This window comes from Streptomyces sp. NPDC051364 (assembly GCF_040682115.1).
Classification (GTDB): Bacteria; Actinomycetota; Actinomycetes; order Streptomycetales; family Streptomycetaceae; genus Streptomyces.
Genome location: NZ_JBFBAH010000002.1, coordinates 708,820 through 723,106, shown reverse-complemented (window position 1 = coordinate 723,106; position 14,287 = coordinate 708,820). Strand labels below are relative to the sequence as shown.

The window sequence follows — 14,287 nt, the reverse complement described above, 5'->3', positions numbered from 1 at the left end:
GACTGCCTGTACCAACGAGCTCCGTTGTTCTGCGTCGGAAATCCTTCAACTGGCTTGCGTGACCTGCGAAAACGTTAACTACCCGGCCTTGGGCCCTGACCCTGGATTTTGGACACCGGAGAGACTTGGATCTTGATGGTCCAGGAAAAAAGGAGTCCCTGTGGGGATGAAGCATTACCCCGCCGAGTTCAAGGCGGACGCGGTCGCGTTGTACCGGTCGAGGCCGGGGGCGACGACCAAGTCGGTCGCCGCTGATCTCGGGGTGAACACCGAGACACTACGGAACTGGACCCGGGCCGCCGACGGGCGCCGCCCCAGCGCCCACTCCGCGCCGCCAGCGGCTGCGCAGGCCGGCGGTGACGACATCAACGCGGCCATATCCTGCGCGGTGCTGTACCCGGCCAAGGCATAGGTTCGGAAGACCTCGGTCGCGCCGGACTGATCGAGCGGGCCGAACGCGACCAAGCTGCACATCCCCAACACCCAGTCGCGCAGCTCCGGCGCAGCCTTGAAGGTGTCAAGCTGCCCACGCAGCGATCGATCACCCAAGCCCTGCGGGTCCCGGACCCAGCGTTTCCAAGAACGGCTCCGGAAACAGCGTCGCGCCCGGCGCCCTGAACGGTTACGGCGGGGCCCCAATCGGGACGGTCATTGCTGTGGCTTCGGTCTCTGTTTCGGGGGTCACGGGAATCTCGGGCGTACGGAACCAGTCGAGGAAGCCGAGGGCCGCTCCGGGGATGACCAGGTAGGCCAGGAGAATGAGGAGGGCCTGTGTGGTTCCGTGTCCGTCGAAGTAGATGGTGTCGTGGAGCAGGATGTAGGCGTTGCGGGGCGGTAGGTAGGGGCCGATGGTGCGCCAGAAGTCCGGGAGGTACGGCACGCCGTTCGCTCCACCGGAAGAGGGGTTACCGAAGAGCATGATCAAGATGACGGTCACGAGCGTTCCGGCGGCTCCGAGGAGCTTTTGCAGCACAGCAGCGGTGACGGCGACCGCGGCGATGATGAGGGCCAGAATCGGCCAGACGATCCAGAATTTCTCGGTGGGGAATCCCTGGAGCCATGGGCCCACGATGAGGCTGATCACCAGTCCGGCGACGATGGCGAACCCGGCGAGGATGAGTCCCCGCCACCGTCCGGTGGGTGCCCCGGTCACCGTTTTGAGCATGGTCGAACTGACGTAGCCACCGATGAGCAGGGGAACCAGCATCAGCGACACCACGAGATTGAAGGGGTCTTTCTTCGCCAGCGGAGTAGGTGCGTACTGCTCGACCTTGAGCGGCGGTTGTCCCAGGCTCTTCGCGGCGGATTGGAAGTGTGTCACGAGGTCCAGTGGCGCGATGTCGCTCTTGGTGGGAACGACGATCAGGGTGTTTGAAGCGGGGACGAGCGCTCCATAGAGCTTGGACTGGTTGATCGCTTCTTTCGCGGCGGATTCGTTCGGGTAGTGGGTGACCTTGAGCGAGAACTGTTTCTCGACCGCCGTAAGGATCGGTGACGATCCGGTCACGCCGAACGGAAGGCCGACCGCGACGGGTGCGTGCCCGGAGCTGATGTAGTTCGACGTGAACAGGCATTGCATCAGCGCGGCGATCGCCAGGGCGGCGAGGATTCGCACGGCGTTCTTCGCTGCCGAGGATTTCGTGCCCGGAGCGTCCATCTCCTTGTCGGGAGGAGGCGTGGTATTCGTTCTGACGGGGTGCCATCTTCCCAGGATTCCGATGACGAGAGCCCCGGCCAGTGCGTATGCACCGAGGATCAGGGCGGGTGTGATGATGCGGTTTCCGTGGAAGTACAGGACGTTGCGGATCAATGTGACGGCGCTTTGAGGCGGGAAGAAGGCTCCGATCTCCTGCCAGTAGGTGGGCAGGAGGGACAGCCCGGATCCGCCGGCCCCTGCTCCACCGATCACGATGAACAGGAGCACCACGAGGAGGGAGCCGAGGGGCCCGACGAGGCGTTGGACGGCTGCGGACGCCAACGCGACCGAGGCGGTTACGAGCATGAAGCAGGGCAGTAGCGGCCAGAAGTGACTGTTGGAGTAGGCGCCGATCCCCGGCCCAGCGATCAGGTCGGTCAAGACAGCGGCGACCGCCGAGTAGCCGACCAGGATCGCCACACGCCACGGAGCGGCCGCTGTCCTGGTCGCTTTGAACAGCACAACGGAAGCCAGGTAGCCGCCGATGAGCAGCGGCACCAGCAGCAGTCCAGTTACGGCTCCAAGGCGATCGCTCTGTGGGAGCGGCTTGACGATCCGCACCTCGACCGGCCTGCCGAGCTTCTTTGCAGCCGCGGCGAACGCCCCTTCGAGCTCGACCCGGCCGAAGAAGCTCTTGCTGGGAACCACGATCAACGTATCGCTGGTCGCGCCGGGGATGTAGGCGCCGTAGACCTTGCTCTGGCCGATCGCGTCGACCGCCGCGGATTCGTTCGCGTAGCTAATAGTTTCAAGCGATACTTCTGAGGTCACCGCATTAACGACCTGGGACGCGCCGGTCACGGCGAAGGGCATGTTGCGCGGAACCAGAAGCTGCAGCGCGCTGATGAGGCAGAGCGCGAACGCGCATTGCACGAGGAGCACGATCCCGAGCGCGACCACGACCTTCTTCATCGTGCACACCCCACCCGGCTCATGTCGGTCACGCGCCATGGTTCGCGGGCAGCAGGGCAACGCTCATGCGGACCGCTCAGCCGCGGAAACCGCTGACCGCCGACCCCTGTCTCGACCATTCGCATCTCGCCCATACCGGCACGCTAGGTTCTCCTCGCTCACCAGGCATCCGTAGAAGCGCAACCGGATTACGTCAGGAACGACCGTCCCCGCTGCCATCCCGTCTGACGTTGTCCCACACGCCAAAGTCGACCCCGGCCAACGCTCTCGCTGGCGCCGACCTGATGGCCAACCAGGAGATCCGAGCCGGTGACGGCTCGGGCAGCCGCATTGCTGTGCGTCGTCTCCCGACGTGCTCCGTGCCCTCGGAGGGGCCGCATGACGTCAGCGGCTGGGTTATGGCCATACCCGATGGCGGCAGGGGAAGCCTGGTCGCGGCGTGCAGGATTAGGCCGCAGGGGAAGACCGGAGGATAAGCCTGAGAGGGGTTCGGGTGCAGCCTTAGCCCGGCCGGGTGGCATGGTCGGCCGAAATACGTTGGTGTGGCGCGCCGGTCCGTCCTGCCCGCAGCGCAGGGTGCTTTCGTCTGGGGGCCGGGCATGCGACGGCTTTCGTGCCCGCCCTGGTGGGCCGGCCAACGCTCGTCCTTCCTCACGTGCGTCGCCTGTTGCTGGCGGCACGGCCGTTGACATTTCGGGGCGGCGGGCGCCATCCGAAACGCCGAAGGAGAGATCGTGGTGGCAGGAAGAGTCGAGACCCGTGGGACGACGTCCGCACAGCTTCTCAGGGGCCAGAAGGCACTCGTGACCGGCGCCAACTCGGGTATCGGCCTGGCGACCGCCATTGCCCTGGGCCGGGCCGGAGCGGACGTCGTGGTGAACTACGTCGTCGGTGCGGACGAGGCCGAGAAGGTCGTGGCGCAGATCGAGGGCTTCGGGGTCCGCGCCTATGCCCACGAGGCCGACGTGTCCGACGAGGACCAGGTGGTCGCCATGGTCGCGCGGATGGTCGAGGAGTTCGGCACCATCGACATCATGGTGGCCAACGCGGGCCTCCAGCGGGACGCGGCCGTGACGGAGATGACGCTCGCCCAGTGGCAGAAGGTCATCGACGTCAACCTGACCGGCCAGTTCCTGTGCGCACGGGAGGCCGCCAAGGAGTTCATCCGGCGCGGCGTGGTGGAGGAGGTCTCCCGTTCGGCGGGAAAGATCATCTGTATGAGCTCGGTCCACCAGATCGTCCCGTGGTCGGGGCACGTGAACTACGCATCCTCCAAGGGTGGTGTGGGCATGCTGATGCAGACCCTCGCCCAGGAGCTGGCCCCCAAGCGGATCAGGGTCAACGCGGTCGCACCCGGTGCCATCCGCACGCCGATCAACCGCGACGCTTGGTCCACCCCCGAGGCCGAGGCCGACCTGCTGCGCCTGATCCCGTACCACCGCGTGGGCGACCCGGACGACATCGCCAACGCCGTCGTCGCCATGGCGTCCGACCTGCTCGACTACGTCGTCGGCACCACCCTCTACGTCGATGGCGGAATGACGCTCTTCCCCGGCTTCGCCACCGGAGGCTGATCTGGGATGCAGGATCACGTCACGCCCCGCCGGGTGCTGCTCTTCGAGGGGTCCGACGCGGTACTGGGTGCATTCGGCCCACCACTGGCTCACCGTGCGGCCCGAACCCTGCAGGGCCTCGACGTGGAGCTCCACCTGGGCACGATGGTCACCGACATCGACGCGGACGGCCTGACGGTACGAGACCATGACGGCAAGACGACCCGGTTCGAGGCACGCACCGTGCTGTGGACGGCGGGCGTCGAGGCCCCGCCGATCGCCGCCGCGCTGGCCCGGGCCGCCAGCACCAAACAGGGCCGGGCCGGAGGCCTCCTCGTCGAACCCGACCTCACCATCCCCGGCCACCCGGAGATCCGCCTCACGGGCGACGTCATGAGCCTGAACCGGCTGCCGGGCCTGGCCGAGGTCGCCATGCAATCGGGCGCATACGCCGGCCGGGTCGTGCGCCACGCCCTGGAAGGCAGGACGAAACAGCCGAAGCCCTTCAAGTACTGGGACCTCGGCAGCGCCGCCTACATCTCCCGCGGCCGGGCCGTCGTCAAGACCGGCCCGCTGCACGTTTCGGGCGCGATCGACTGGCTCGCCTGGCTCTTCATCCACCTGGCCTTCCTCACCGGATTCCGCAGCAGGCTGGGAGCGGCGCTCAGCTGGTCCGTCGCCTTCGCCACCAGCTCACGACGCGAGCGCGCCTTCACGATGTCCGACGCAGACACGTCGGCCGGCCCCGGGCCCGGGCACAAGACACCCCCGCCGCCTCCCTGACCACGGCACCCGGCCGGCGCCCCTACCCCCTGTCGTGACTCAGCCCCCGCGCCCCACGGGGCAGACCATCGAGGCGCACATGCTCAGCACAGTGGCCGTTCTGGCCGACGCCCCGCCCCAACTCCTGCCGGCTCGCCAGCTGATGGCCTTCACCCTGGCCTCACACATCCTGCTGGTCCCGTTCGGCGTGGCACTGCCGTTCATCACACTGCTGATGCACCACCGGGCGCTGCGCCGCAACGACGCCGTCGCCCTTCAGCTCGCGCGGCGCTGGTCGGCGGTGATGGCCGTCCAGTTCGCCATCGGCGTGGTCACCGGCACCGTACTGTCCTTCGAGCTCGGCCTGCTGTGGCCCGGCATGATGGGCCGCTGGGGCGACGTCTTCGGCCTCGGCTTCGGCATCGAGGCTTGGGCGTTCTTCCTGGAGGCCGTCCTGATCGCGATCTACCTCTACGGCTGGCGCCGGCTCAAGCCCTGGACGCACTTCTGGCTGGGCGTACCGTTGCCGCTGACGGCCTTGATGGGGGCGTTCGGCATCATCGCGGCCAACGCGTGGATGAACACTCCGCAGGGGTTCAGCCTCGACGCACAGGGCAATCCCGTCGACGTCGACGTACGGCAGGCGATCTTCACTCCGATGTTCGGCCCGGAGTACTGGCACTTCGTGGTCGCGATGTTCATGACTGCCGGGTATGTGGTCGCCGGAGTGTATGCGGTGGGCTGGCTGCGCGGGCGCCGCGACCGTTACCACCGGCTCGGCTTCACGCTACCGTTCACCGTCGCCGCGATCCTCACACCGGTCCAGTTCATGATCGGCGACTCCGCCGCTCGCTCCGTCTTCCACAAGCAACCGATCAAGTTCGCCGCCACGGAAATCGTCTGGAAGACCGACACCCACGTCCCCGAGTACATGTTCGGACGACTTAACGAAGACGGGACGATCTCCGGCGGACTCAAGATCCCCCAACTGGACTCGATCCTCGCCGGCTTCAAGCCCAGCACCCAGGTGACCGGGCTGACCTCGGTGCCGGCCGCCGACCGCCCCACCGCAGTCCAGGCCACCATCGCCCACTGGGCCTTCGACATCATGGTCACCATCGGCAGCCTGCTGATTCTACTCGCGCTGTGGTACGGCTGGTGCTGGCTACGACACCGGGACCTTCCTCACAGCCGCTGGTTCTTCCGCTGCGCCGCAATCGCGGGAGCCGCATGCCTGGTCACCGTGGAGTGCGGCTGGATCACCACGGAGGTCGGCCGCCAGCCCTGGATCGTCTACAACCAGATGAGGGTCTCGGAGGCGGTGACCGACACCCGCGCCGGATCACTGTGGGCGATGCTCGGCATCATCATCGCCGTGTACGTGGCCGTCTTCGGCGCGTTCCTCGCGGTCATTCTGAAGATGCGCACCCGCTGGCGCATCGCCGACGAGGGCTCGGCCTCCGCGCGCGCCGAACTGCCCCCGGAAACCGACACCCCCTACGGACCCAGAAGCGAGCCCGAGCCCACAGCCACCGGGGCCGCGCCCGGTGGCGGGCCCGAGCGCACCTCTGGCGGTGCGTCCTGATGGCCGCTCTCATCGCCTGGGTCATGGTGCTCGTGATCGCCGCCTATGCCTGCGCCGGCGGCACCGACTACGGCGCGGGCTTCTGGGACCTCCTTGCCGGAGGGGCGGAGCGGGGCAAGCGGCCCCGCTGGCTCATCGACCACGCCATGGCCCCGGTCTGGGAGGTCAACAACGTCTGGTTGATCTTCGTCCTGATCATCATGTGGACAGGCTTCCCGACGATGTTCCAGGCCGTCTTCTCCGCGATGTGGCTGCCGCTCGCCCTCGCCGCCATCGGCCTGGTGCTACGCGGCGCCGGATTCGCCCTGCGCAAGCCGACCCGCCGCCTGGCCCAACGACGGGTCTACGGTGCGATGTTTGCCATCTCATCGCTGCTCACGCCATTCTTCCTCGGGGCGGTGCTGGGCGGCATCGCCTCCGGCCGGGTCGCCATCGGAACGACCGCCTCCGCGGACGCCTGGGCCAATCCGACCTCCGTCCTGGCGGGTCTGCTGGCCATCGCCGCCACTGCATTCCTCGGGGCGGTGTTTCTCTGCTCCGACGCCCGGCGGTTCGGCGCCGACGACCTCGTCGATTACTTCCGACTGCGGGCGCTGCTCGCCGTCGCCGCCGTCGTCGTCCTCGCGCTCATCGGCCTGCCCATCACCCACAATGACGCCCCCTACGTTTGGAAGGGCCTCACCGGGGGCTTGGGCCTGCTGCTGATCGTCCTGGCCGCAGTCTGCGGTCTGGCCACCGTGATGCTTCTGCTGCGCCGGTCCCACGGCTGGTCCCGCTACACCTCGGTGGCGAGCGTCGCCCTGACCGTCGCCGCCTGGGGCTTCGCACAGCGGCCCTACCTTCTGCCCACCTCGCTGACGGTGACCGAGGCGGCCGGCGCAGCTCATACCCTGCGCTGGCTGGGGATCGTCACGGTCATCGCGGTCGTGCTGGTCGGCCCGGCGCTGGTGCTGCTCTACCGGCTCGACACCATGGGTGAGCTGGAGCCGCTCACCGACGCCGACACCCGGGCCGCCAGAACACCCGGCGACAACCTGTAGCGGCGCTCCACCAGCTCCGTCGCCGGGTACGCCACCCCGTCAGCGCAGGCGGGCGGCAATGTGATCGCCGACCCGCAGGGCGTTGGCGATGGCCGTCAGCGACGGGTTGACCGCGCCGATGCTCGGGAAGAAGCTCGTGTCGACCACATAGAGGTTGTCGAGGTCATGGGCCTTGCAGTTGACGTCCAGGGCCGAGCTGGCCGGGTCGTCGCCGAACCGGACCGTACCGGCCTGGTGCGCGGTGGCACCGATGGGCATGCCCTTGTGCAGATAGATGCTGTGCGACAGCAGATGGTGCTCGTGCATGCCCAGGTGGCTCAGCATTCCCTGCAGTTTGTGCTGGAGGCGCTTCAGTCCGGCGATGTTGTTCTTCTCGTCGAGAGCCAGGTGGATGTCGTCGTCCTTGTCGAGGGTGACGCGGCTCTCGGGCAGCGGGAGGTCCTCCCCGCACAGCCAGAAGTCGACGGCGTGGTGCGCCAGCATCTCGAACGGCATGTCGGGCGAGACCGCTCCGGCCCAGCGCGGCGCCTCGCCGTGGATCTGGTCGGCATCCGACTTGCCGAGCATCTGGATGCCTCCCAGCGGGAAGTCCCAGTCGTCCGCCCCCAGATACCAGTCGTGCAGCGCCAGGGTCTTCTGGAACTTGGTGGGGTTCGGTTCCTTCGACACCGCCATCAGCGCCAGGTTGTTGTGACGCATGTAGTGGCGTCCCACCACGTCAGAGCTGTTGGCCAGACCGCCAGGGTGCTTGTCGTTGGCCGAACGGAGCAGCAGGACAGCTGAGTTGACCGCACCGCAGGCAACCACCACGATGTCGGCGCTGAATCCCTCTGTCGTTCCGTCAGCCAGCTCGGCGACGACCCGGGTGACGGTGCGTCCGGTCGGGTCGGTCTCCAGGCGCCGCACGTTGGCGCCCGTCACCATCGTGACGTTGTCGTGCTTCAGCGCCGGGTCGACGCAGATCACCTGCGCGTCGGACTTGGCACCCATCAGGCAGGGGAAGCCGTCGACCCGGTCGCAGCGGATGCAGACGCTGGAATGGGTGGCCCGGCCGTTCTCGTCCTGAGTGAGGTTCACGCCGATGGGCAGGTGGAAGGGGTGCAGGCCCTTCTTCTCCAGGTCGTCGCTGAGCTGCTGGATGCGCGGCTCGTGCTCCACCGGGGGGTGAGGATACGGGCCGCTGGCCGGACCCTCGGTGGGGTCCTCGCCATGCCGCCCGTGCACCAGGTAGAGCTGCTCGGCCTGCGTGTAGTACGGCTCCAGATCCTCGTAGCGGATCGGCCAGGCCGGTGAGATGCCGTCGTGATGGCGCAACTCGCCGAAGTCCTCGGGGCGGAGCCTGAAGAGCGCGGCGCCGTAGAACTTGGTGTTGCCCCCGACGTAGTAGTTGACCTCCGGGGGAAATTGATCGCCGTGCTTGTCGTACCAGAACTCGGGGGCACGGTACTTGCCCTTGACGAAGACGGCGGTGGAGTCCCAGTTGTCCCGCTCCCGCGGCAGGTAATCGCCGCGCTCCAGGATCAGGACCCGCTTGCCGGTGGGGGCCAGCCGGTGGGCGAGCGTGCCGCCGCCCGCTCCCGTACCGATGATGATGACGTCATAGTGGTGATCGTCGGCCATGCGGAGATCCCGTTCTAGAGTCGTTGGCTGCCCTGACCATCGCGCCCGGAGGGCCCCTGCGCTGCACCGTGCCGGACGCACATCCGCTCCATCGGAGCGTTCAGTGCCAAATCTGAAGCTATCGGGCAGCCTCGGGAGCGGCGACCCGACGGGAGCCGAACAGGTGCGCACTCACCGGATCGCCCGCACGGCGTTCGCCGCCTCGTCGACGATGGCCTGCGGGGCGGCTGCCGCGTCGACGGTCAGCCCGGGCTCGTCCGGTCGCAATGGTTCGAGGGTGGTGTACTGGGAGTCCACCAGCCGGGCCGGCATGAAATGGCCAACGCGTCCGGCAACCCGTTGGTCGGCGGTCGCCTGGTCGAGCGCCAGGTGCAGGAACCACACACCTGCGCCTGCGCTACGGAGCAGGTCTCGGTACTCGTGCTTGAGAGCCGAGCACGCCATCACCCCTCCCTGGCCCGAGTCGGTCACCTCCCGGATCCAGTCGGCAAGGGACAGCAGCCATGGCCGACGATCCTCGTCGTCGAGTGGACGGCCCACGGCCATCTTGGTGCGGTTCGCGGCCGGGTGAAGGTCGTCCGCCTCCAGGAAGGGCACCATGAGCCGCTGCGCGAGCAATCCACCCACGGTGGACTTCCCGGATCCCGAGACACCCATGACCACGACGACGGTGGGCATCAGGGGCGTTGTTCGCACGACGTTCCTCCGAGAAATGGCGCCTGTCCGATTCCAGCCGACAGCACGGACCCGGAGAGCTGCCCGACAGGCTCCGGACGAGTGAGCCGGAGTTTCGGCCTGTCAACGAGATGAAGGCGTCCGATACCCGCGTGTGACGACAGACCCGAACACCCTCTTGGCCGCACCCTAAGTGAAGTCCGACGACGAGATCGGGGGAACCCGCTGGTCAAACGTGTGATTCGGGAAGGGGGCCCGCGTCCTGGCGACGGCGGCCAAATGACGGCCGAGCCCGACCGAGCACTCCGGAGCGATTCGTTCTAGATTCGGCTCATGAGCCTCATGGACGGTCCGGCCGATCCGAGCGCCGCCCGGTTCCTGCTGCCGTACCCGGCTTCGCAGGTGGACGGCCTGCCTGAGGGTCTGCCCGTAGCGGTGTGGGACGGTACCGGCGGTCCGCCCAGCATCGAGAGCCTGGAGGCGGTGGAGTTCTTCGTCATCCCCTACACCTTCGCGGATGCCGCCGCAGCGGTGCTCCCGAGCCTGCAACGGCTACGGGTCGTCCAGTCCCTGTCCGCCGGCGTCGACGACCTCTTGCAGTACGTTCCCAGCAGTGCCGTACTCTGCAACGCCAGAGGAGTGCACGACGCCAGCACCGCCGAGCTGGCCGTGTCACTCGCCCTCGCGTCGCTCCGCGGCATCCCCGACTTCGCCCGTGCCCAGGACGCCGAGGAGTGGCGGACCGGCTTCCGCCCGGCGCTGGCCGACCGCACCGTCCTGCTCGTGGGCTACGGCTCCATCGCCGCCGCCGTCGAGGACCGGCTCACCCCCTTCGAGTGCGAGGTCCTGCGAGTCGCCCGGACAGCCCGCACCACTGCGCGCGGGGCGGTCCACGCCCTCACCGATCTGCCCGAGCTCCTGCTCCGCGCCGACATCGTGATGCTCACCGTCCCGCTCACCCAGGACACTCGTGGCCTGGTCGACGAACGCTTCCTCGCCCTGATGCCGGACGGCGCCCTGCTGGTCAACGTCTCCAGGGGTGCGGTGGTGGACACCGACGCGCTGCTCGCCGAACTCGGCACGGGCCGACTCAGCGCCGCCCTCGACGTCACCGAACCCGAACCGCTCCCGCAAGGGCATCCGCTCTGGCACGCGCCCAACACGCTGATCAGCCCCCATGTCGGAGGCAACAGCTCGGCCTTTCTGCCCCGGGCGCTGCGGCTGATCCGCGCCCAACTACTGCGCTACCTGGCCGGAGAGCCGCTGGAGAACATCGTGCTGCCCCGCAAGCCCTGAGCTGGATCCGGGCCTGACACCTCAGAGGACGGCGATCGGGTTGACCGGTGAGCCGGTGGCGTCCGGCAGCCTCAACGGGGCGATAACGCAGAGGAACGACCAGCGCCCCTCCGAATCACAGACCGGCGCCAGGTCCTCGAACTGAAGATAGTCCAGCAGATGAAGACCCATGGCGTGGACCGCCAGCACATGCACGGGGAAGTCGACGCCCTCGGTGGAACTCGGGGCGGTGTCGTTGTTCCCGTCGCCGCCGAGCACGGCGACCCGCCGCTCCGCCAGGAACTCCAGCGCGGACGGATGCAGCCCCGCGCGAGCGTCCGCCGCGTGCCACGCTCCAAGCTCGGCGCGGCGCCGGCGGTGGCCGACCCGGACGAACAGGAAGTCGCCCTCGGAGACCCGGACGTGCTGGGCAGTCTCGGCCGCCGTGAGGTCGTCAGTGGTCACATGATCGCCTGGTTCGAGCCACGGCACGCCGCGCAGCCGCGGAATGTCCAGCAGCACGCCGCGCCCCACGATCCCGTCGCGAGCCGCCTCGATGGAGAGTGCCGTGGCTCCGCCCGACGTGACGCTGCTCGCGGCAACACCGCCGTGCAGCGTGCCGTCGTAGATCACGTGGCACAGGGCATCGATGTGACTGTCGGCGTCACCGTGCACATTCATCGCGAAGCTGTCCATCGCGAAGTCGAGCCCGCTCGAGGCGTGTTCCTGCGCCTGCCCCCTCATCCGGTGCCTCGCCGGCTCCGGGTTGTCCGGACCGGTCAGCGTCTCCACCGGCGCGGCGAGCGTGACCGTCCGGCCGGTCCGCACCTCGCGGGTGGCAGCCAGCACCCTGGCAGGAGTGACTGTGTCCAGAGCACCCCGGTCGCCCTTGGCCCAGGCTGCGCGCGAGACCAGGCGCCGGTGCAGCACGTCGAACTCGGCCGCGGTCAACCGTGGCGGTCCTGCCGGACGGGCATGCGTGGCCATGGGTCAGCGCCCGTGCTCCGCGTCGAGCGCCTCGTCGAGGGTGATGGCGGCCATGATCAGGGACAGGTGGGTGAACGCCTGTGGGAAGTTGCCCAGTTGCTCCCCGCTCGGACCGACCTCTTCGGCGAACAGCCCTACGTGGTTGGCGTAGGTCTGCATCTTCTCGAAGGTGTACCGGGCCTGGGACAGCCGACCCGCCCTGGCCAGCGCGTCGACGTAGAGGAAGGTGCACAGGCTGAAGGTGCCCTCTGAGCCGCGCAGACCGTCCGGTGATGCCGCCGGGTCGTAGCGGTAGACGAGGCTGTCGGAGACGAGCTTGCGGTCCATGGCGTCGAGCGTGGAGAGCCATGCCTCGGCCCGGGGGGCGATGAACTCGACCACCGGCATGAGCAGCAGCGAGGCGTCCAGGACGTCGCCGTCGTAGTGCTGGACGAAGGCGCGCTCCTTCTCGCTCCAGCCGCGTTCCATGACCTGCTCGAATATGGCGTCCCTCGCCTTGCGCCACCGTTCCACGTCGGCGGGCCTGCGGAAGTACTCGGCCAGGCGCAGCCCGTGGTCGAAGGCGACCCACGCCATAACCCGGCTGTAGGTGAAGTCCTTACGGCCCCCGCGGGTCTCCCAGATGCCCTCGTCCGGCCGGTCCCAGGCGTCGGCGAGCCAGTCCAGCACCTTGGCCAGGGCCCGCCATCCCTCGTAACTGGCCTGCTGTGCGATCTCGCGACCCTGGGACAGTGCGTAGAGGGCCTCGCCGTAGATGTCCAGCTGGAGTTGGTCGGCGGCGCCGTTGCCGATGCGGACGGGGAAGGAGCCGCGATAGCCCTCGAAGTGCTCGAGTGACTCCTCCGGCAGGTCGGGACTGCCGTCGATCCGGTACATCGTCTGGAGCGGCTCTTCCTCCTTGCCCTCGCGCTCACGCAGCCTGTCCACCAGCCAGTGGACGAAGGCAGTGGCCTCCTCGACGAAGCCGAGGTCCAGCATGGCCCGCACGGACAGCGAGCCGTCACGTACCCAGGTGAACCGGTAGTCCCAGTTGCGCTCCCCACCGGCCTGTTCGGGCAGGCCCATCGTGGCCGCCGCGATCAGGGCGCCGGTGGGGGCGTAGGTGAGGAGCTTGAGGGTGATGGCCGAGCGGTGCACCAGCTCGGGCCACCGTCCCCGGTAGCGGGACTGGCGCAGCCAGTGCTGCCAGAACCGGGCGACTTCCTGGACCTGTCCGGTGAGCCCGTCGACGGTGAGGGGTGCGAGCGCCTCGCCGCCGGACGCGCAGACGGTGAACACTGCGCCGCCGGACTCGCCGGATTTCAGCGTCACCTTTCCGCGTACGTCCTGGCCGTCGCGTTCCAGCGGGAAGGTGGACTGGAGGTGCCCGTCGATTCCCGGGGCCCGGAACAGGGCGCCGTTCTCGCCGAGTTCGAGCTCGTGCTCGGCCCGTCCGTAGTCGAAGCGCGGCCGGCACTCGAGGGTGAAGTCGACGGTCCCCCGCACGGCACGGACCACGCGGACCAGAGTGTGCCGGTCGGTGGCAGTTCGGGTCTGGTCCGGGGGCATGAAGTCGATCACCTCGCCCACCCCGTCCGGTGACATGAACCGGGTTATCAGGATGGCGGTGTCGGGGTAGTAGAGCTGCTTGCAGGTCCCGTCGGGGTGCTCGGGGGCCAGCCGCATGTATCCGCCGCCGTCATGGTCGAGCAGGGCGGCGAAGATGCTGGGCGAATCGAACCTGGGAGCCGCGAACCAGTCGACGACGCCCTGCGACGAGACGAGCGCGGTGGTCTGCAGGTCGCCCACCAGGCCGTGCTCGGCTATGGGAGGGTAGCGGTCCATTACTGCTCCGAAGTCTCGGAAAGGCCCCCTACTGCCACTATCCGGCACCCCTGTCTTCCCTGCCACGTCGACGCCGTCGAGGGCCGCCTGCCCCAAGGGCCAGGGCCGCTGACGGCGAGAGCCCGCGGGCCGACACCCGTATGGTGCAACGGCGACCGGCCGCAGACACGCCGTAGCCGGCGCCGCGTCGGGGGCCGAAGCCACCCTTGGCCGGCCGGGGCCGAGCACCGCCCTCGGCTTGCTGTACACCCTCCTGGGGACGTTACTGACTGTGGTCGGCCGGGTGCAAGTGGGCCCCCACCCCGGCGTACGGGCACTGCGGCACTCCCGTTCGGCCGTCAGCCGAGCGACGGAGGCT

At 68.3% G+C, this 14,287-nt stretch carries 11 protein-coding genes; 6 read left to right on the top strand and 5 right to left on the bottom strand.

Going from position 1 to position 14,287, the window contains the following annotated elements; genetic code table 11:
* The first annotated feature begins 160 nt into the window (after positions 1–160).
* Positions 161–412, top strand: a complete 252-nt coding sequence (locus tag AB0M76_RS06990; RefSeq protein WP_365951899.1) for a transposase — start codon at positions 161–163, stop codon at positions 410–412.
* Between the two features lie 210 nt (positions 413–622).
* Here the strand turns inward: AB0M76_RS06990 and AB0M76_RS06985 are convergent, their stop codons facing one another.
* Positions 623–2,608 (bottom strand): hypothetical protein, encoded by a 1,986-nt coding sequence (locus AB0M76_RS06985; protein WP_365951898.1) that lies wholly within the window; start codon positions 2,606–2,608, stop codon positions 623–625.
* 734 nt (positions 2,609–3,342) lie between these two features.
* Between AB0M76_RS06985 and AB0M76_RS06980 the strand changes: the two genes are divergently transcribed.
* From AB0M76_RS06980 to AB0M76_RS06965, 4 genes are all read left to right on the top strand, one after another.
* Entirely contained in the window at positions 3,343–4,182 is an 840-nt protein-coding gene (locus AB0M76_RS06980) for an SDR family oxidoreductase (RefSeq protein ID WP_365951897.1), read from the top strand.
* A gap of 6 nt (positions 4,183–4,188) precedes the next feature.
* The gene (locus AB0M76_RS06975; RefSeq protein WP_365951895.1) at positions 4,189–4,944 is read left to right on the top strand and encodes an FAD-dependent oxidoreductase; all 756 of its coding nucleotides are present in this window, start codon (positions 4,189–4,191) and stop codon (positions 4,942–4,944) included.
* Positions 4,945–5,023: 79 nt separating this feature from the next.
* Positions 5,024–6,508 (top strand): cytochrome ubiquinol oxidase subunit I, encoded by a 1,485-nt coding sequence (locus tag AB0M76_RS06970; protein WP_365951894.1) that lies wholly within the window; start codon positions 5,024–5,026, stop codon positions 6,506–6,508.
* Positions 6,508–7,548: a cytochrome d ubiquinol oxidase subunit II gene (locus AB0M76_RS06965; protein ID WP_365951893.1), complete on the top strand. Its 1,041-nt coding sequence runs from the start codon at positions 6,508–6,510 to the stop codon at positions 7,546–7,548. The genes AB0M76_RS06970 and AB0M76_RS06965 overlap by 1 nt, the downstream gene beginning before the upstream one ends.
* Before the next feature lie 39 nt (positions 7,549–7,587).
* Here the strand turns inward: AB0M76_RS06965 and AB0M76_RS06960 are convergent, their stop codons facing one another.
* Positions 7,588–9,168: a GMC family oxidoreductase gene (locus tag AB0M76_RS06960; RefSeq protein ID WP_365951891.1), complete on the bottom strand. Its 1,581-nt coding sequence runs from the start codon at positions 9,166–9,168 to the stop codon at positions 7,588–7,590.
* A 171-nt stretch (positions 9,169–9,339) separates the two neighbouring features.
* Positions 9,340–9,846, bottom strand: a complete 507-nt coding sequence (locus AB0M76_RS06955) for a gluconokinase (RefSeq protein ID WP_365951938.1) — start codon at positions 9,844–9,846, stop codon at positions 9,340–9,342.
* Between the two features lie 330 nt (positions 9,847–10,176).
* Here AB0M76_RS06955 and AB0M76_RS06950 point away from each other — a divergent pair, with 330 nt between their 5' ends.
* Entirely contained in the window at positions 10,177–11,139 is a 963-nt protein-coding gene (locus AB0M76_RS06950) for a 2-hydroxyacid dehydrogenase (protein WP_365951890.1), read from the top strand.
* 21 nt (positions 11,140–11,160) lie between these two features.
* Here AB0M76_RS06950 and AB0M76_RS06945 read toward each other — a convergent pair whose 3' ends face one another.
* On the bottom strand, positions 11,161–12,105 hold the full coding sequence (locus tag AB0M76_RS06945) for a cyclase family protein (RefSeq protein WP_365951889.1): 945 nt from the start codon (positions 12,103–12,105) through the stop codon (positions 11,161–11,163).
* A 3-nt stretch (positions 12,106–12,108) separates the two neighbouring features.
* A complete protein-coding gene (locus AB0M76_RS06940) occupies positions 12,109–13,929 on the bottom strand; it encodes a glycoside hydrolase family 15 protein (RefSeq protein WP_365951888.1) in 1,821 nt (606 codons plus the stop codon).
* Positions 13,930–14,287 lie beyond the last annotated feature (358 nt).